This is a genomic window from Streptomyces sp. NPDC043685 (assembly GCF_056436585.1).
On sequence record NZ_JBWKCH010000002.1, the window covers coordinates 97,946 to 116,961 of the forward strand.

Genomic DNA, 19,016 nt, shown 5'->3' on the forward strand with positions numbered 1-19,016 from the left:
ACGTGCCCTGGGGGCTTTTGTGCTGTCCGGGGCCACCGCGTGGTTCAGACCTCTTGTGGCCTGTTCCCGCGGGCCCTAGCCTCCGAGGTGTTGTGCATAGCGAAACCGTCATTGCGCATGTTGCAACCATCTCGCCGGAGGGTGACTCCATGAAGCTGCGACTGACGTGAGCCAATTGATTCCGCAACCCCGCAGCGTCGTCACAGGCACCGGTGAGCTGCGGCTGACGCGCCTCTCCCGGCTCTACGCGGACACCGCGACCGAGGGCGTCGCCCACTGGCTGAGCACCGCCTTCCGGCAGGCCACCGGCCTGCCGCTGCGCGAGGCGCGGGAGCTCGGCGAGGCCGAGGGCGGCATCGGACTGCGCCGCGACCCCGGCCTCGGCCCCGAGGAGTACCGCCTCGTCAGCGACGGCTCCGGTGTCCTCATCGAGGGCGGTGACGCGGCCGGGGTCTTCTGGGGTGCCCAGACGCTGCGGCAGCTCCTCGGCCCCGACGCCTGCCGCAGGGCCCCGATCGACCGCGACCGCGCCTGGACCGTGCCGTACCTGACGATCGAGGACGCCCCCCGATTCCGCTGGCGCGGCACGATGCTCGACGTCGCCCGGCACTTCATGCCCAAGGACGGCGTGCTGCGTTTCCTCGATCTGCTGGCGGCGCACAAACTCAACGTCTTCCACTTCCACCTGACGGACGACCAGGGCTGGCGCATCGAGATCGAGCGGCATCCCCGGCTGACCGGGATCGGCTCCTGGCGCGCCCGCACGAAAACCGGCCACCGGGCCTCCCCCTTGTGGGAGGACAAGCCGCACGGCGGCCACTACACCCAGGACGACATCCGGGAGATCGTGGCCTACGCCGCCGAGCGGCACATCACCGTCGTCCCCGAGATCGACGTACCGGGCCACTCGCAGGCCGCCATCGCCGCGTACCCGGAACTCGGCAACACCGACGTCATCGACACCACCGCCCTCACCGTCTGGGACACCTGGGGGATCAACCCGAACGTCCTCGCCCCCACCGACACCACCCTGCGCTTCTACGAGGGCGTCCTCGAAGAGGTGCTCGCCCTGTTCCCCTCGGAGTTCGTCCACATCGGCGGCGACGAATGCCCCAAGGAGCAGTGGCGGAGGTCGGCCACCGCCCAGGCGCGCATGCGCGAACTGGGGCTCGCGGACGAGGACGAGCTCCAGTCCTGGTTCATCGGGCACTTCGACGCGTGGCTCTCCGCGCGCGGGCGGCGTCTGATCGGCTGGGACGAGATCCTGGAGGGCGGTCTGGCGAAGGGCGCGGCCGTGTCCTCCTGGCGGGGCCGCGCCGGGGGTGTCGCCGCCGCCCGGGCCGGCCACGACGTCGTCATGTGCCCCCAGCAGCACGTGTACCTGGACCACCGTCAGGACCCGGGCCCCGACGAGCCGGTACCGATCGGGTGGGTGCGCACCCTGGAGGACGTCTACCGGTTCGAGCCGGTGCCGCCGGAGTTGACGCCCGAGGAGGCCCGGCACGTGCTGGGCACCCAGGCCAACCTGTGGACCGAGGTGATGGAGGACCAGGCGCGCGTGGACTACCAGGCGTTCCCCCGCCTCGCGGCCTTCGCGGAGGTCGCCTGGAGCGCCCTGCCGGCCCCGGCGGACCGGGACTTCGCCGGTTTCCAGCGCCGTATGACCGCCCACTACCGGCGGCTCGACGCCCTGGGCGTGGCCTACCGGCCTCCCACGGGCCCGCTGCCCTGGCAGCGGCGTCCCGGGGTCCTGGGTCGCCCGATCGAGGGCCCGCCGCCGAACCGGTAGGCGCGCCCCTCGTGACCGAACAGCTCGAACAGGCCACGGAAAAAGCGCACAAGGGTCACCGAAAGTGCCAATCGGCATGCACTGCTGAACCTGTGCGAAAACGGACCATCTCGCCGGTGAGGTGGGCGAATGCCTCCTAGTGGACCCGTGTCCTCGGCTCTCGCCAAGATGTGCCAGAGTTGCCACGTCCGCCCTGTCAGCACGTACCGTACGGCAGCACAGGTGGGACCAGGTGGGGCAGCGGGAAGGGGCAGCCGGTTTGACCACGCACGCACCGCAGGCGGCGCAGGCCGTCACGCTGCCCACGACGCTGGACGAGGCCGTCGCGGCACTCACCGCGGTGCCCGCCGCCGTGCCCGTCGCGGGCGGCACCGACCTGATGGCCGCCGTCAACTCCGGGCAGCTCAGGCCCGCCGCCCTGGTGGGACTCGGACGCATCAGCGAGATCCGCGGCTGGCAGTACCTGGACGGCCACGCGCTGCTCGGCGCCGGCCTCACGCACGCGCGCATGGGCCGCCCCGACTTCGCGGCCCTGATCCCGGCGCTCGCCGCCGCCGCGCGCGCCGCGGGCCCGCCGCACATCCGCAACGCGGGCACCCTGGGCGGCAACATCGCCTCGGCCGCCCCCACCGGGGACGCGCTGCCGGTGCTGGCCGCCCTGGAAGCGACCTTGATCATCGCGGGTCCGGGCGGGGCCCGCCGGGAGATCCCCGTGTCGCACCTGCTGGCCGGGGTGGACATGCTGCGCGCCGGTGAACTCATCGGCTACGTGCGCGTGCCGCTGCTGCACGCCCCGCAGGTCTTCCTGAAGGCGACCGGCCGGACCGGCCCGGGGCGCGCGGTGGCGTCCGTGGCCCTGGTCCTGGACCCCGCGCGCCGGGGTGTGCGCTGCGCGGTGGGCGCCATAGCGCCGATGCCGCTGCGGCCCCTGGAGGCCGAGCAGTGGGTCGGCAGCCTCATCGACTGGGACAACAACCGCGCGCTCGTCCCGGAGGCCCTGAGCGCCTTCGGTGAGTACGTCGCCGCGGCCTGCATCCCCGACGCGGCGCCGGCCGAGGACGGCTCGGTCGCGCAGCTCCCGCCCGCCGTTCTGCACCTGCGGCGCACCGTCGCCGCGCTGGCCCGACGAGCACTGGGGAGGGCGCTGTCGTGACCGACGACCAGCACGGAGAGGGCACGCCCCGGGGCGGCAGCCGCTGGGACCCGTTGCCACAGGGCGAGTACGACGACGGCGCCACGGCCTTCGTCGAACTCCCCGAGGGAGGCGTCGACGCCCTGCTCGCCGCCGACAGCCCCCTCGCCGCGCCCGGCCACGGCTACGTGCCGCCGCAGATAACGGTCAGCCCCGCGGCGACCGCCGGCACCGACCCGGCCGCCACGGGCGCGTGGCCGGTCCCGGGCGCGCCGGTCGACGGGGCGCAGTGGCACGACCCGAACGCCGCGCACCAGCAGCAGGGTCACGAGCACGGCGCGCACCAGCACGGCCACGACGTGCCCGGGCAGCCCTACGGCTCCGACGCGCCGTACGACCCCGGGACGCCCTACGGCTCCGGCGCGGGCGCGGGCCGGACCACCGGGGACGACCGGTTCACGTACAACCCGGCGGCGACCGGGCAGTGGCACTTCGAGGAGGCCGCGGCCGCCGAAGCCGCGCCCGGCCACGACGTGACAGGGCAGTGGTCCATCCCCGTCGCCGGGGGCGACCTTCCCGACGAGTCGGGTGAGTTCACCACGTCCTCGCTGGTCGAGCAGTGGGGCGGCACCCCGCCGGCCACGCTGCCGGGCGGCGCGCCCGCGCCCTGGGCGACACAGGCCGCGGGGGCGCCGTGGGGGCAGCAGGACACGGCCGGGCACGAGCAGCCGGGCCACCCCCACGAGTTCGGGCACGAACCGCGCCACGGCCACGGGCAGCAGGGCGAGGCCGGACCGGCCGCCGAGTACGCGCCCGGGCAGCAGGCCGGGCCGCTGCCGCGGGAGACGGGCCCGGACGACGCCGGCCACCCGCGGGACGCCCACGGGCCGGGGGAGTTCGGTCACGCCCCGGAGCCGTCGGGGACCGCCGGGCACGGGCCGGAGACGCACGGCGCCGGTGTCGCAGCCCAGCCGTCGGAGTACGCACCCGGGCCGCACGAGGACACCGGGCACGGGCCGGGGGAGTTCGGTCATGCCCCGGAGTCGTCGGGGACCGCCGGGCACGGGCCGGAGACGCACGGTGCCGGTGCCGGTGTCGCGCCCCGGCCGTCGGAGTACGCGCCGGAGGCCCTCGGGGCGGCCGGACACCCGGCGGCACCTTCCGCCCATGCCGACCAGGACCGGCCCGAGGCGGCCGCGTACGCCGAGTTCGCCGAACACGGGCCGCAGTCCGCCGGCTTCGACGACCACGGCCCGAAGTCCGCCGGCTTCGACCACGCTGCCGACCCCGCCGACTTCGCAGGGCACGCCCCGGAGGCGCCAGGCCCCGACGGTCATCCGTCGCCCGCCGACCACGCGCCCGAGCCGTCGTACGAGTCGTACGAGGAGGCCCCCGGCCCCCACCCGCGGGAGCCCGGCCCGGAAGCACACCAGGAAGCCGCCGCGCTCCCGCAGGACGCCGAGGACGCTCAGGGCGCCCAGGAGGCCCGGGAAGCCTCACAGGCGGCCCCCGGGGCCGGTGAGGCCGCCGAGCCCGCACAGGACGCTCCTGAGGCCCCGGAAGCCGCCGACAGCCCCTCCGAGCCCGCTGCCGGGCAGGCCCCGGCGGACGCGGACATCGACGCGGACGCCGGTACCGGTCCGGAGGCCGCCGACGGCGAGAGCCCGGCCGACCCCGGTCCCGGCGAGGACCCGGCGGCCGGCCCGGGCGGCACCACGGACGCCCCGTCCGATGCCGCCTCCGGCACCGCCCCCCAGGAGGAACACCCGCTCGCCTCCTACGTCCTGCGCGTCAACGGCGCCGACCGCCCCGTCGGCGACGCCTGGATCGGCGAGTCCCTGCTGTACGTGCTGCGCGAGCGGCTCGGACTCGCGGGCGCCAAGGACGGCTGCTCGCAGGGCGAGTGCGGCGCCTGCAACGTCCAGGTCGACGGGCGCCTAGTGGCGTCCTGCCTCGTCCCGGCCGTGACCGCCGCCGGCAGCGAGGTCCGCACCGTCGAGGGCCTGGCCGAGGACGGGCAGCCGTCGGACGTGCAGCGGGCGCTCGCGCGCTGCGGCGCCGTGCAGTGCGGCTTCTGCGTCCCGGGCATGGCGATGACCGTGCATGACCTGCTGGAGGGCAACCCGGCGCCCACCGAGCTGGAGACCCGCCAGGCCCTGTGCGGCAACCTGTGCCGCTGCTCCGGGTACCGGGGCGTGGTCGACGCCGTCAAGGAAGTCGTCGCCGAACGCGAGGCCCACGCCGCGCCCGCCGACGGCTCCGGCGACGAGGCCCGCATCCCGCACCAGGCCGGCCCGGGCGCCGGTGGCGTGAACGCCTCGGCCTTCGGGGCGCCCCCTCAACCGCACCACCCGGAACCGCACTCCCCGGAACCGCATGACCAGCCCTACGGCCAGGACGGAGGCCCCGCGTGAGCAACGAAGCAGCCACCGCCCAGGCCGCACAGGCCGCGGAGGCCGCCCCCGCCCCGGAACCGCTTCCGCACGGCATCGGCGCCTCGCTCCCGCCCGCCGACGCCCGCGCCAAGACCGAGGGCACCTTCCCGTACGCCGCCGACCTGTGGGCCGAGGGCCTGCTGTGGGCGGCCGTGCTGCGCTCCCCGCACCCGCACGCGCGCATCCTGTCCATCGACACCAGCCACGCGCGCGAGATGCCCGGCGTCCGCGCCGTCGTCACCCACGAGGACATCCCCGGCGCCCCGTTGCACGGCCGCGGCACGGCCGACCGCCCGGTCTTCGCCTCCGAGGTCGTACGCCACCACGGCGAGCCCATCGCCGCCGTCGCCGCCGACCACCCGGACACCGCGCGCATGGCGGCCGCCGCCGTCATCGTCGAGTACGAGGTGCTCGACCCGGTGACCGACCCGGAGCAGGCCTTCGAGGCCGAGCCGCTGCACCCCGACGGCAACCTGATCCGGCACATCCCGCTGCGCCACGGCGACCCGGAGGCGGCCGGCGAGATCGTCGTCGAGGGCCTCTACCGCATCGGCCGCCAGGACCCCGCGCCCATCGGCGCCGAGGCGGGCCTGGCCGTGCCGCGCCCGGACGGCGGCGTGGAGCTGTACCTCGCCTCCACCGACCCGCACGCCGACCGTGACGCGGCCGCCGCCGCCCTGGGCCTGGAGCCCGAGCGCGTCAAGGTCGTCGTGACCGGCGTCCCCGGCGCCACCGCCGACCGCGAGGACCAGGGCTTCCAGCTTCCGCTCGGCCTGCTGGCGCTGCGCACCGGCTGCCCGGTGAAACTCACCGCCACGCGCGAGGAGTCCTTCCTCGGCCACGTCCACCGGCACCCCACCCTGCTGCGCTACCGCCACCACGCCGACGGCGAGGGCAGACTCGTCAAGGTCGAGGCGCAGATCCTGCTCGACGCGGGCGCCTACGCCGACACCTCCTCCGAGGCCCTGGCCGCCGCCGTCGCGTTCGCCTGCGGCCCCTACGTCGTCCCGAACGCCTTCATCGAAGGCTGGGCCGTACGCACCAACAACCCTCCGTCCGGCCACGTACGCGGTGAAGGCGCCATGCAGGTCTGCGCCGCCTACGAGGCGCAGATGGACAAGATCGCCAAGAAGCTCGGCCTCGACCCGGCCGAAGTGCGGCTGCGCAACGCCCTGGCGACCGGCGACGTGCTGCCGACCGGCCAGACGGTGACCTGCCCGGCCCCCGTCGCCGAACTGCTCCAGGCGGTCCGGGACTTCCCCCTCCCGCCGCTGCCCAAGGACACCCCCGAGGACGAGTGGCTGCTGCCCGGCGGCCCCGAGGGCGCGGGCGAGCCGGGCGCGGTGCGCCGGGGCGTGGGCTACGGCGTGGGCATGGTGCACATGCTCGGCGCGGAGGGCGCCGACGAGGTCTCCACGGCGACCGTGAAGGTCCACGACGGTGTCGCGACGGTGCTGTGCGCGGCCGTCGAGACCGGCCAGGGCTTCACGACGCTGGCCCGGCAGATCGTCCAGGAGACGCTCGGCATCGACGAGGTGCACGTGGCGCCGGTCGACACCGATCAGCCCCCGGCGGGCGCGGGGTGCCGCGGCCGGCACACCTGGGTCTCGGGCGGCGCGGTGGAGCGCGCGGCCAAGATGGTCCGCACCCAGCTCCTTCAGCCGCTCGCCCACAAGTTCGGTATGTCGACGGAGCTGCTCCAGATCACCGACGGCAAGATCACGTCGTACGACGGGGTCCTGTCCACGACCGTCACCGAAGCGCTGGACGGCAAGGAGCTGTGGGCCACCGCCCAGTGCCGCCCGCACCCGACCGAGCCGCTGAACGAGACCGGCCAGGGCGACGCCTTCGTGGGCATGGCCTTCTGCGCGATCCGCGCGGTGGTGGACGTCGACATCGAGATCGGTTCCGTGCGGGTCGTGGAGCTGGCGGTCGCCCAGGACGTGGGCCGCGTCCTGAACCCCGCCCAGCTCGCCGCCCGGATCGAGGGGGGTGTCACCCAGGGCGTGGGCATCGCGCTCACGGAGAACCTCCGCACGCCGCGCGGCCTGATCCGCCACCCCGACCTGACGGGTTACGCCCTGCCGACCGCCCTCGACGCGCCCGACATCCGCATCGTCCGGCTGGTCGAGGAACGGGACGTGGTCGCCCCCTTCGGGGCCAAGGCGGTCAGCGCGGTGCCGGTGGTGACGTCCCCGGCGGCCGTGGCGTCCGCCGTCCGCGCCGCGACGGGCCGCCCGGTGAACCGCCTCCCGATCCGCCCCCAGGCCGCGGTGGTCACCGAACGGGCCTGAGGACCGCTCGGTGCCGTGGGGCGTGAGCCGTGAGCCATGCGTTGTGTGCCGTGGGTCGCGGGCCGTGGGGCGCGTGTCGGGCTTCGGTCCGGGGCGCGGCGGAACCGGCGGTGCGCCGGAGACCGGAGCGGATGCGGCGGCGAGGGAACGCGCGAGGGTGCTCGGAGCGTCTGACGGGGTGACGCGGCGCGGTCGTCGGCGCGCGTCGCTGTTCCGGGGCGTTGTCAGTGGTGGGGCGTACTGTTCCGGGCAGTGGGGAAAGGCTGCCGGGCTGCGCCGGGCGGTCTGCCGTGCTCCGCCAGGGGACGGTGAGCGAGCGCATGCGGGGGAGCCCATGAGTACGACCGACGCCGGTTCCGCGGTGATCACCCTGAGTGAGTCCGAGCTGGACCCGTGGGTGACGCACGCGTCCACACGGCACTGGCTGACCGGCCCCGGACTGCCCTGCGACAGCGGTGTGCTGAGCTTCGCGGAGCTGAGTCGCGAGGGCCTGCGCACGGTCGCCGACTCCACCGGCGACCCGGACGACCTCCTCCCGGCCGAGCTGCGCGAGCAGCTGGTGATAGGCGGACTGCTGGGCCCGGTCGGCCTGGAGACCGAATCGGTCCTGCTGGACGGCGCGACGGGCGAGATCTCCACGACGTACGTCTCGCACGACCGCCCCGGCCTGATGGACCGCCGCCCTCTGGCCCCCTCGCTGCGTACGCTGGTGCGCTTCGCGGAGGCCACGGACGAACTGGCGGGCCTGCGCGGTCAGTTCGCCTCCTACGCGGGCCGCTACGGCCTCAAGGCGGTGGCGGAGGCGTCCCAGCACCTGCTGGCGGTGTTCCGGGACGGCGCGGACGGCGAACCGGCTCCGTTCTGGAAGATGGCGGCCCTGATCCGCCCGCTGTCCCTGGTGGCGGGCCGCGGCGGCGCGTCCGGCCTCTCCCTGGACCTCCCGCACCGCCTCCTGGACCAGGAGTTCGGCCCCGGCAAGGTGGCGCGCTTCGAGGACGTCGACTTCCCCGCGGCCCTCACCCACGAGCCGACCCGTCGCTTCCTGCGCGAGGTGGGCCTGCCCGAGGACGCTCACGTCTTCTCCCTGGACACGGACGTCCCCCTGGCGACGCTCGCCGAGTACCACGCCGACGCCGCCGCCCCGGCCGGACTGCCCGCCGGGGCCCACCGTCTGATCCGCCTCGGGCATCTGGTCGAGGACAACAGCCTGGTCATCGACGGGGCGACGGGCGCGGTCCTCGACTGGAGCGAGCCCGAGGCGACGCTCCACCCGCTCAACACGGACGTGTCGACCCTCGCCTTCACCCTCTGGCTGCTGCACCGCGAGCGCGCGATAGACGCCGGGTCGTCACACGAGCTGACGACCGACACCTACGACCAGTTGGCCATGACGATGCTTCAGGTCCTGTCGACGGTCGACCCGACGGGTGCGACCGCCAACGGCCGTTCGGTCCGCCACTACTGGACGGACGCCTTCCAGGACGAGGCGGGCGGCGTGCTCTGACGGGCTGCCGTCAGGCCGACGTGGAGGCGGTGCGGCGGCGTACGACGAAGACCAGGCCGCCGCCGATCACCGCGGCGGCGGCAGCCGCACCGGCGAGGAGCGGGGTGCCGTCGGAGCCGGTGGTGGCGAGGTTGCCGCCCGTGGTGCCGTTGGTCGTGGTGCCGGTGGAGCCACCCGTCGTGGTGCCGGTCGAGGACGACTCCGAGGGGGACGCCGTGACGCCCGTGCCGCCGGCGGCCTGGCCCTCCGGGTCGTTGCCGTTCCCGCCGTCGCCGGAGCCACCGTCGGCGCCGTCCGAGGGGCTCGGCTCGGGCTCGTAGTCGCTCGGCAGGTCGATGCTGATCAGGGCGGTGTTGTTGGCGCGGTTCTTGTCGTACACCGGAGCGATGTCGTAGACGGACGACGCCTTCACCTGGCCCTCGGTGTCCTGCGCCGACTCCTTGATCTTCAGCGTGAAGGTGTACAGGAGGGACTGACCGACGTCGAGGGTCCCGTCCTGCGGCCAGCAGACGTACTTCGGCTTGCCCGTGGTCCCCCGCGGCGCGCTGGGGCCGTCGATCCCGAACGGCGCGCAGTCCTTCGGCACACCCACGGCAACGGTGCCCGGCGGGATCTGCACCAGCAGCGCCGGGAGGTCGTCGCTCTCCTGGTTCCGCACCCAGCCGGGGCCGTCGTTGCGCAAGGTCGCCGTGACCGACTGCTTATCACCGGCCAGCGCCTCGGTCGACTCACCGACCGCGACGAGGTCGGCGGTGTTGTCCGCGGTCAGGGTCAGCCGCCGGTAGCTGTCGTCGAACCCCTCACCTGGCGCCTCACCGCTCGCGCCCGTGCCGTACTCGACGGCCTCCATCAGGGCACTGTCCAGCGCCTTGAACCGGACGGGCGTGGTGACGGAGGCACCGGGCTCGATGACCGTGTCGAGTTCACAGACCGCCTGCCGCACCTTGTCCTGGACCGTCGAGTAGGTGCAGCCCTTCACCTGCTCGGGGAAGTCCAGCCCCCGCGTCAGACGCACCCGGAAGGTGACCCCGTCCACGGCGGCCGTGCCCTTGTTGGTGAGGGTGACGGACTTGTCGTACACCTCGCCCGGCTCGGGCGTCGCGCTCGGCAGCGCGGACACGACCAGGTCCGGCCCGCCCTCCTCCGCGTGCGCCAGGGGCGCGGCGACAGCGGGACCGGCGACGGCGATCACGGCAGCGGCCAGGACGGCTGCCGAGGGGCGGAGGTGCACGGTGTTCTCCTCGTCGGGTTTCCTCGTCGGCCCGCAGGCACGACGACCGGAGCGTCCGCTACCGGTCATGTCCTGGACACCTGAAGGGGGCTCGGGGTTGTGCACGACTTCGCCGGGCCGCAGCCGGGGCGGCGCGCCGGAGCCCGCGATGGAGCGCCCCGCGCTCTTCCCCCCTCCCGGGCGGGCGCCCATGCTCGGTCCGTGGAGGGACACCGACGAGCCGAGCACCGTCCCCTCACCGAGCGCCGGTTGACGCCGCGCGACCCACTCCCGTAGCAGATCCCCGAGACGGCCCATAGGCTGGTCGCAGGGGTCGACATGGATCGATCCGAGGAGCCTCCCATGAGGAAGAACACAGCCGGCGCCTGGCGCGTGACAGGCGTCCTCACCGCACTCGCCACGGCCGCCGCGATCGCCTCCGCGGCACCGGCCCAGGCGCAGACCACCGCTCAACTGTCCGCGTACGTCAGCGACGGCTGGGGCGGCGGCACCATCACCAGCCAGCCGGCCGGGATCAACTGCCACCAGGAGGCGTGGGACCCGTACGCCTCCAACGACCCGCAGCCGAACCCGACGGGCACGTGCACCGCGAGCTTCGTGGTCGGAACGACGGTCACCTTCACCGCCACACCCGACACGGGGTCCTCCGTCAACGACGGCCCCTCCCCGAACCCCGTGACGATCCACACGGGTTACAACTACACGTGGGTCATGTTCTGCCCGAACGAAGGTCTGTGCTCGGCGGGCTGACGTCGGAGGCCGTGGCGGGATTCGAACCCGCGTTACTCGCTTTGCAGGCGAGCCCCTGAACCACTCGGGCACACGGCCGTGTTGTCGAGCTGGGTCGACCGTAGGCCGGGGCGGGGTGGGGCCTCAAGGATCCGGGGTGGGCTGCAACGTGACTGCCATACGCGGTTCATAGAGGGGGAGTCGAGGAGGGGCCTACGACCAAGGTCCCAGGCCGGGACCGTCTCGGGACAGGGGTCAAAGCGGGGCGTGCACCTTACGCTGGCGGGCATGACCGTCTCGAAGCCGCGTGATGCCGATGTCGGGGAAGCCGCTGAACCGCCCTCCGTGTCCCAGCGTGACGAGGGCGTACTGGGGGCGGCGTACCGGGCGTTGAGCGTCGGGATCGTCTCCGTCGTGCTGCTCATCGCCTTCGAGGCGACCGCCGTCGGGACGGCGATGCCGGTCGCGGCCCGGGAGCTGGACGGGGTGTCCCTGTACGCGTTCGCGTTCTCCGGGTACTTCACGACCAGCCTGTTCGGCATGGTGCTGTCCGGGCAGTGGTCGGACCGGCGCGGCCCCCTCGGGCCGTTGACGACGGGCATCGCCTCCTTCGCGGCCGGGCTGCTGCTGTCGGGGACCGCGGGGACGATGTGGGTGTTCATCCTGGGGCGGGCCGTGCAGGGGTTCGGCGGCGGGCTGGTGATCGTCGCGCTGTACGTCGTCGTCGGACGGGCCTATCCGGAGCGGTTGCGGCCGGCCATCATGGCCGCGTTCGCCGCGAGCTGGGTGCTGCCGTCGATCGTCGGCCCGCTGGCCGCCGGCACGGTCACCGAGCAGTTGGGCTGGCGGTGGGTGTTCGTGGGGATACCCGTGCTCGTCGTCCTCCCGCTCGCGCTCGCCCTGCCGCAGATACGGCGGCGGGCGGCCGGGCCGGCGGCGAGCGGACCGACGGGAGAGACCGTCACGAAGCGGTCGCCCGTGGACAGTTCCGCCCCGGTGGAGGGTTCTACCCCGACGGAGAGTGCCGCCCCGGCGGATCCGCCCGTGCCGCCGTCGGATCTGCCGGTCCCGGCCGAGAGGACCGCCCTGGCCGACCGGCCCGTCACGGCGGATCCGGGCAGGACGGTGGACCCGCCTGTCCCGGAAGACACCCCGCCCCCCTCCTTCGACCGTCGGCGCATCCGGCTCGCCCTGGCCATCTCGCTGGGGGCCGGACTGCTCCAGTACGCCGCCCAGGATCTGCGTCCGCTCTCGCTGTTGCCCGGCGCCGTCGGGGTGGCCCTGCTCGTGCCCGCCGTGCTGGGGCTGCTGCCGCGCGGCACGTACCGGGCCGCGCGCGGGCTGCCGTCCGTCGTGCTGCTGCGCGGCGTCGCCGCCGGGTCCTTCATCGCCGCCGAGTCGTTCGTGCCGCTGATGCTGGTCACACAGCGGGGACTCAGTCCGACCCTGGCCGGGTTCTCGCTCGCCGCGGGCGGCGGGACGTGGGCGCTGGGCTCCTGGGTGCAGTCGCGCTCGCGGGCCGAACCGTACCGGGAGCGGCTGGCCACGGTCGGGATGCTGCTCGTTGCCTCGGCCATCGCGACGGCGCCGAGTGTGCTGATCGACTCCGTGCCCGTGTGGACCGTGGCCGTCGCCTGGGCCTTCGGCTGCTTCGGGATGGGTCTCGTGATCTCCTCCACGAGCGTGCTGCTGCTCAAGCTGTCCGCCCCCGAGGAGGCCGGCACCAACTCCGCCGCCCTCCAGATCTCCGACGGCCTCTCCAACGTCGTCCTGCTGTCCGCCGGGGGCGCCGCCTTCGCCGCGCTGGGAGGTGGCACGGTGACCCACACGGCCGCCCACGCCTCCGGCTCCCACCCGGCCGCCTTCACCGCGGTGTTCCTGCCGATGGCGGTGGTGGCGCTGGCCGGCGCCTGGGTGTCGACGCGTCTACGCGAACACCGGCCGTAGAGCGGTGGCGCATCTGGGGCGGCGTCCTTGGAACGGGCCGTGGATCGGCGGACCGCGGGCGGCGTCCTTGGAACGGGCCGTGGACCGGCGGACCGCGGGGCGACGTCCTAGGACCGGGCCGTGGGTCGGCGACGGGCCCGGGGCGGCTACCCGGAACGGGCCGTAGGTCGGCGACGGCCCCGGGGCGGGTGCCCTTGGAAGGGGCTGTGGACCCGCGGCTGACCTGGGGCGGTGCCCCTGGAACGGGCCCGGACCGGCGGTCGGACCCGGGGTGGCGCCCCTGGAACCGGCAGTAGACGGGTGGTGGACCCGGGGTGGCGCCCCTGGAACCGGCAGTAGACGGGTGGTGGACCCTGCGCGGCGCCCCTGGAACCGGCCGTAGACCGGCGGCGGACCCTGCGCGGCCCCCCTGGAACCGGCCGCAGACCGGCGGCGGACCCTGCGCGGCGCCCCTGGAACCGGCCATGAACCGGCCGCAGACCAGCGGCGGACCCCGCGCCGCCCCCCTGCCACCGGCCATTGCCGCCGGCCATGAACCGGCGGCCGACCCCGGGGCACCCCCCGCGCGCTCCGGCACCGGTAAAAGCGGTCGTCACCCGCCGTCGCCCGCCGTAGCCTCGGCGCATGTCCCCGCTCGTGCTGTCCCTCGACCCCGCCCTGCGCGCGGCCCTCGACGACCTCGCCGACGCACAGGGCCGTACGCCCGAAGAGGTCGCGCTCGCGGCCGTACGTGCCCACCTGCGGCAGGAGGACGGACGCGTGCGGGCCGTCGCGGAAGGGCTCGCGCGCCACCACGCCGAACTGCTGAGGAGGCTCGGCGAATGACCAGGGACACCCGGTACCTGACCGTCGACGAGGTCACCGCCATCGCCGAGATCGCCTTCGGCGGACGGCCGCCCGAGGCGCGCGCCCCCGGGCTGCTGGCCTCCGCCGTGCACCGTCCCCGCGCACGGATGTTCGGCACGGCCGCCTACGACGACCTGTACGAGCAGGCGGGCGCCCTGCTCCACGCCCTCGCCACCAACCACCCCCTCGTCGACGGCAACAAGCGCACCGCGTGGCTGGCCACCGCCACCTTCCTCGCCCTCAACGGCGTCGACACGGCCGGGGCGGACCAGGACGCGGCCTACGCGCTGGTCGTCGACGTCGCGTCCGGGGCCGAGGGGGAGGTCGGAAGGATCGCGGGGCGCTTGCGGGGGCTGTGACGTCGGTCCCACCCACGGGCGACCCGGCCCGGTCCGCGCGTGGGCCGGCTCGGGGCGCCGGTAGGGTGGCCCGGTTGTCATACGTAGCCGAGCCGTCAGGCTCCTCGCACGAGCCGCCCGACCCCCAACGGAGACCGTGACTACCACCGCCGGCACCAGCACTGCCTCGCACCACCTCTCCCCGGCGTTCCCCGGCCGCGCCCCGTGGGGCACCGCCAGCAAGCTCCGCGCCTGGCAGCAGGGTGCGATGGAGAAGTACATCCAGGAGCAGCCGCGGGACTTCCTGGCGGTCGCCACCCCCGGCGCCGGCAAGACGACCTTCGCGCTGACGCTGGCGTCCTGGCTGCTGCACCACCACGTCGTGCAGCAGGTGACCGTGGTCGCCCCGACCGAGCACCTGAAGAAGCAGTGGGCCGAGGCAGCCGCCCGGATAGGGATCAAGCTCGACCCGGAGTACAGCGCCGGGCCGCTCGGCCGGGAGTACCACGGGATCGCCGTGACGTACGCCGGTGTGGGCGTGCGGCCCATGCTGCACCGCAACCGCGTGGAGCAGCGCAAGACCCTCGTCATCCTCGACGAGATCCACCACGCCGGTGACAGCAAGTCCTGGGGCGAGGCCTGTCTGGAGGCCTTCGAGCCCGCGACCCGACGGCTCGCCCTGACCGGTACGCCCTTCCGGTCCGACACCAATCCCATCCCCTTCGTCACGTACGAGGAGGGCAACGACGGCATCCGGCGGTCGTCGGCCGACTACACCTACGGCTACGGCAACGCGCTCGCCGACAACGTCGTGCGGCCCGTCATCTTCCTCTCCTACAGCGGCAACATGCGCTGGCGCACCAAGGCCGGTGACGAGATCGCCGCCCGGCTCGGCGAGCCGATGACCAAGGACGCCATCAGCCAGGCCTGGCGGACCGCCCTCGACCCGCGCGGTGAGTGGATGCCGTCCGTGCTGCGCGCCGCCGACCAGCGGCTGACCGAGGTGCGGAAGGCCATCCCGGACGCCGGTGCCCTCGTCATCGCCTCCGACCAGGACTCCGCGCGCGCGTACGCCAAGCTCATCCGGGAGATCACCGGCACCAGCGCGACCCTCGTGCTGTCCGACGACTCCGGCGCCTCCGAGCGGATCGACCAGTTCAGCGCGAACAACGACCGGTGGATGGTCGCCGTGCGGATGGTGTCCGAGGGCGTCGACGTGCCCCGGCTCGCGGTCGGGGTGTACGCCACCACCATCTCCACGCCGCTGTTCTTCGCGCAGGCCGTGGGGCGTTTCGTGCGGTCCCGGCGCCGCGGCGAGACGGCGTCCGTGTTCCTGCCGACCGTGCCCGACCTGCTCTCCTTCGCCAACGAGATGGAGCGTGAGCGCGACCACGTCCTCGACAAGCCCAAGAAGGAGGGCGAGGAGGACCCCTACGCCGAGTCCGAGAAGGAGATGGACGAGGCGAACCGGGAGCAGGACGAGGACACCGGCGAGCAGGAGCAGTTCTCCTTCGAGGCGCTGGAGTCCGAGGCCGTCTTCGACCGGGTCATGTACAACGGCGCCGAGTTCGGCATGCAGGCGCACCCGGGCAGCGAGGAGGAGCAGGACTACCTCGGCATCCCGGGGCTGCTCGAACCCGACCAGGTGCAGCTGCTGCTCCAGAAACGGCAGGCCCGGCAGATCGCGCACAGCCGCAAGAAGCCGGACGAGGAGGCCGACCTGCTCGAGGTGCCCGCCGAGCGGCGTCCGGTGGTCTCCCACAAGGAGATGATGGAGCTGCGCCGGCAGCTCAACACGATGGTCGGCGCGTACGTCCACCAGAGCGGCAAGCCGCACGGAGTGATCCACACGGAGCTGCGGCGGGTGTGCGGGGGGCCTCCGGCGGCGGAGGCGACGGCGGGGCAGCTCAAGCAGCGGATCGCCAAGGTGCAGGAGTGGGCCACGCGCATGAAGTGACGCGGGCGTCCGTTGCCCGCGTGACCCGTGTGGCCGGTCGTGCGCTTCCGCGCGCCCGCACGAGGCACATACCACCGCAAAGGGCGGCACGCCGTGCCTGCCGGTGCCCGGATTCTGGACGGAGCCTTCCGCTCAGCGAACCTGCTTCGCTACTGTCCGGCTACGCACACGCCCCGTGGCAGCGCCGCCGCGGAGCGCAGCCGTGAAGCGACGCGGCCCGGACAGGCCGGGCCGCCGGCCGATCGGCGGCCTCTGAAGCGCGTGACCGACGGGACTCGGTGACGCATCCGCCGATCGAGGGGCCGCCGACCTCACCACTAAGGAGTGGGCGTCGTGACCGCGGAGACCTCTCAGACGCTCGACCGGGGACTGCGTGTCCTCAAGCTGCTCGCCGACACCGACCACGGGCTGACCGTGACCGAGCTGTCCCTCCGGCTCGGCGTGAACCGGACCGTTGTGTACCGGTTGCTCGCCACGCTGGAACAGCACGCCCTCATACGCCGTGACCTCGGCGGGCGTGCCCGGGTCGGGCTCGGCGTGCTGCGTCTGGGGCGGCAGGTCCATCCGCTGGTGCGGGAGGCCGCGATGCCGGCGCTGCGGTCACTGGCCGAGGACATCGGCGCGACGGCGCACCTGACCCTCGTCGACGGCGCGGACGCGCTGGCCGTGGCGGTGGTGGAGCCGACCTGGACGGACTATCACGTCGCCTACCGGGCCGGGTTCCGGCACCCCTTGGACCGGGGCGCCGCGGGCAAGGCGATCCTCGCGGCCCGGCAGCACCCGATGACCGGCCCCGGCTACACGCTGACCCACGGGGAGCTGGAGGCGGGCGCGTGCGGGGCGGCGGCGCCGCTGCTGGGTGTGACGGGCGTCGAGGGCAGCGTGGGCGTGGTGATGCTGGCGGAGGCGGTACCGGAACGCGTGGGGCCCCGGGTCCTCGACGCGGCCCGGGAAGTGGCGGAGGCGCTGCGCTGACGTACGCCGTGTCGCGGGAGGAGCCCGAGGCGAGACGCCGCGCGGACATACGCCGTGTCGCGGGAGGGGCCCCGGGGCGAGGTGCCGCGCGGACATACGCCGTGTCGCGGGAGGGGCCCGGGGCGAGGTGCCGCGCGGACATACGGCCGTGTCACGTAGGGGACCCAGGGCGAGGCGCCGCGCCGGCCCATCCCGTGTCACGGGAGTCGGCCGGACGCCCTGATCCCGGCCGTACCGCGGCCCCGCGTTAGATTGATCCCGTGTTCTCTCGCCTCACGCGCCCCCAGGCCATCGCCGTCTGCGCCCTTCCCGTCGTGGCCCTGTTCGCCACGGCGGTGCTCGCGCCGTTGCCGTTCTCGGTGGCGCAGCCGGGGCTGACGGCGAACGTGCTGGGCGAGAACAAGGGCACCCAGGTGATCACCATCTCCGGTGCGCCCGTCCGGAAGACCTCCGGCCAGCTGCGGATGACCACCATCGAGGCGACCTCCCCGGACACCCGGGTCTCGCTCCCCGACGTCATCGACAGCTGGTTCCGCACGGACCAGGCGGTCATGCCGCGTGACTCCGTCTACCCGAGCGGGAACAGCGTCAAGGAGATCGAGCGGCACAACGAGAAGCAGATGAAGGAGTCCCAGGACGCGGCGACGCAGGCCGCGCTGGGCTACCTCGACCTCGACGGCAAGGACATCGAGGTCAGCCTGAAGCTCGCGGATGTGGGCGGGCCCAGTGCGGGGCTGCTCTTCTCCCTCGGGATCGTCGACAAGCTCGACGGCGACGGAACGGGCGGGGACCTGACGGGCGGCCGGGTCATCGCCGGCACGGGCACGATCGACGCGACCGGCCGGGTCGGTGCGGTGGGGGGCGTCGCCCTCAAGACCCAGGCGGCGAAGCGGGACGGGGCGACGGTGTTCCTGGTCCCGAAGGCGGAGTGCGGGGACGCCCGTGCCGAACTGCCGAAGGGCCTGCGGCTGATTCCGGTGACCACGCTGAAGGGCACGGTGAGTTCCCTGGTGGCCCTGGAGACCGGGAAGGGCTCCGTCCCCAGCTGCTAGTGGACGGGCACCGGCCCGGGCCGGCTGGTGAGCTTCAGCCCGACTTCTATGAGGGTCCAGCCCAGACGGGTACGGAGGTCCTGCCGGGGTGTCGGGCGGGGTCCGGCCTCGGCGCGGAGTTCCGCGGCGCGGGCGTGGTGCAGGGCGAGGTGGATGTCCGGGTGCATGGGTGATGGCCTCTCACATCGTCGTCTGGCTGGGGAAGACGTGCGTGTGGACGCGTACCGTTTCGGCGTCCGGGGTGCCCTCGGGCAGCGGGCGGTAGCTCTGGACGAGCTCGTGCATCTTGCCGATCAGCTCCCGTGCGAGTTCGGGAGTGAGCCGCAGCGTGAAGTCGCTCAGATCGGTCGCGCCGTCCCACTCCGCGGCCCATTCGCTCGTGTTGCCGAGATAGGTCGCGACCTCCCGCGTGTGCACGTTCGCGACTTCGTAGCGGAAGAGGGCGACGGCTCCGCGCACGGCGGGGTCCGGGTTCTGGATCAGCGTCTCGTCGAGTCGGACGCCCTGGTCCACCGCCTTCCACCAGCGCTCCCGGCCCTTGCCGCGCTCCGGGTCGTCGGTGACGAAGCCGTGCGCGGCGAGTTGCCGTAGGTGGTAGCTGGTGGCGCCGCTCGACTCGCCCAGTTTCTCTGCCAGTTGGGAGGCTGTGGCGGGTCCGCCACGCCGCAGTGCGATGAGCAGCTGCATGCGCAGGGGGTGCGCCAAGCCGCGCAGGGAGCGGGCGTCGAGCAGTCGGGGAGCCGGTTCGTCGCTCATGCATGCAAAGGTAGCCTTGCAAAGCTTCTTT

The 19,016-nt window shown here is 73.9% G+C and carries 15 protein-coding genes and 1 tRNA gene; 12 read left to right on the plus strand and 4 right to left on the minus strand.

The features are described from left to right. The first annotated feature begins 166 nt into the window (after positions 1–166). From AC0665_RS05145 to AC0665_RS05165, 5 genes are all read left to right on the plus strand, one after another. Positions 167–1,789: a beta-N-acetylhexosaminidase gene (locus AC0665_RS05145; protein ID WP_478704451.1), complete on the plus strand. Its 1,623-nt coding sequence runs from the start codon at positions 167–169 to the stop codon at positions 1,787–1,789. Positions 1,790–2,048: 259 nt separating this feature from the next. Further along, the gene (locus tag AC0665_RS05150) at positions 2,049–2,942 is read left to right on the plus strand and encodes an FAD binding domain-containing protein (RefSeq protein WP_468409658.1); all 894 of its coding nucleotides are present in this window, start codon (positions 2,049–2,051) and stop codon (positions 2,940–2,942) included. After that, the gene (locus tag AC0665_RS05155) at positions 2,939–5,335 is read left to right on the plus strand and encodes a 2Fe-2S iron-sulfur cluster-binding protein (RefSeq protein ID WP_478704452.1); all 2,397 of its coding nucleotides are present in this window, start codon (positions 2,939–2,941) and stop codon (positions 5,333–5,335) included. Before AC0665_RS05150 ends, AC0665_RS05155 begins: the two co-directional genes overlap by 4 nt. Continuing rightward, complete coding sequence (locus AC0665_RS05160; RefSeq protein ID WP_363121970.1) at positions 5,332–7,650, plus strand: xanthine dehydrogenase family protein molybdopterin-binding subunit; 2,319 nt, start codon at positions 5,332–5,334, stop codon at positions 7,648–7,650. The genes AC0665_RS05155 and AC0665_RS05160 overlap by 4 nt, the downstream gene beginning before the upstream one ends. A gap of 334 nt (positions 7,651–7,984) precedes the next feature. After that, a complete protein-coding gene (locus AC0665_RS05165; RefSeq protein WP_478704453.1) occupies positions 7,985–9,154 on the plus strand; it encodes an SUKH-4 family immunity protein in 1,170 nt (389 codons plus the stop codon). A 10-nt stretch (positions 9,155–9,164) separates the two neighbouring features. On the opposite strand, the gene AC0665_RS05170 is transcribed toward AC0665_RS05165, so the two are convergent. Next, the gene (locus AC0665_RS05170) at positions 9,165–10,454 is read right to left on the minus strand and encodes an LAETG motif-containing sortase-dependent surface protein (RefSeq protein ID WP_478704454.1); all 1,290 of its coding nucleotides are present in this window, start codon (positions 10,452–10,454) and stop codon (positions 9,165–9,167) included. Positions 10,455–10,727: 273 nt separating this feature from the next. Here AC0665_RS05170 and AC0665_RS05175 point away from each other — a divergent pair, with 273 nt between their 5' ends. Continuing rightward, positions 10,728–11,135 carry a hypothetical protein gene (locus tag AC0665_RS05175; protein WP_468409652.1) on the plus strand — a complete coding sequence of 136 codons (408 nt, stop codon included), beginning with the start codon at positions 10,728–10,730 and terminating at the stop codon, positions 11,133–11,135. A gap of 6 nt (positions 11,136–11,141) precedes the next feature. On the opposite strand, the gene AC0665_RS05180 is transcribed toward AC0665_RS05175, so the two are convergent. Further along, a tRNA-Cys gene (locus tag AC0665_RS05180) sits at positions 11,142–11,213 on the minus strand. A 189-nt stretch (positions 11,214–11,402) separates the two neighbouring features. Between AC0665_RS05180 and AC0665_RS05185 the strand changes: the two genes are divergently transcribed. From AC0665_RS05185 to AC0665_RS05210, 6 genes are all read left to right on the plus strand, one after another. Next, positions 11,403–13,061, plus strand: a complete 1,659-nt coding sequence (locus AC0665_RS05185; protein ID WP_478704455.1) for an MFS transporter — start codon at positions 11,403–11,405, stop codon at positions 13,059–13,061. Positions 13,062–13,685: 624 nt separating this feature from the next. After that, on the plus strand, positions 13,686–13,886 hold the full coding sequence (locus tag AC0665_RS05190; RefSeq protein ID WP_478704456.1) for a hypothetical protein: 201 nt from the start codon (positions 13,686–13,688) through the stop codon (positions 13,884–13,886). Then, complete coding sequence (locus AC0665_RS05195; RefSeq protein ID WP_478704457.1) at positions 13,883–14,266, plus strand: type II toxin-antitoxin system death-on-curing family toxin; 384 nt, start codon at positions 13,883–13,885, stop codon at positions 14,264–14,266. Before AC0665_RS05190 ends, AC0665_RS05195 begins: the two co-directional genes overlap by 4 nt. A gap of 136 nt (positions 14,267–14,402) precedes the next feature. After that, positions 14,403–16,202 carry a DEAD/DEAH box helicase gene (locus AC0665_RS05200; protein ID WP_468409644.1) on the plus strand — a complete coding sequence of 600 codons (1,800 nt, stop codon included), beginning with the start codon at positions 14,403–14,405 and terminating at the stop codon, positions 16,200–16,202. Positions 16,203–16,535: 333 nt separating this feature from the next. Beyond that, positions 16,536–17,177, plus strand: coding sequence for an IclR family transcriptional regulator (locus tag AC0665_RS05205; protein ID WP_363121981.1), 642 nt, complete (start codon positions 16,536–16,538; stop codon positions 17,175–17,177). A gap of 260 nt (positions 17,178–17,437) precedes the next feature. Next, a complete protein-coding gene (locus AC0665_RS05210) occupies positions 17,438–18,229 on the plus strand; it encodes a S16 family serine protease (RefSeq protein WP_478601916.1) in 792 nt (263 codons plus the stop codon). Here AC0665_RS05210 and AC0665_RS05215 read toward each other — a convergent pair. Beyond that, the gene (locus AC0665_RS05215) at positions 18,226–18,396 is read right to left on the minus strand and encodes a hypothetical protein (RefSeq protein WP_478601919.1); all 171 of its coding nucleotides are present in this window, start codon (positions 18,394–18,396) and stop codon (positions 18,226–18,228) included. The two genes, AC0665_RS05210 and AC0665_RS05215, sit on opposite strands and share 4 nt — an antisense overlap. Before the next feature lie 13 nt (positions 18,397–18,409). Further along, on the minus strand, positions 18,410–18,985 hold the full coding sequence (locus AC0665_RS05220) for a helix-turn-helix domain-containing protein (RefSeq protein ID WP_468409638.1): 576 nt from the start codon (positions 18,983–18,985) through the stop codon (positions 18,410–18,412). Positions 18,986–19,016 lie beyond the last annotated feature (31 nt).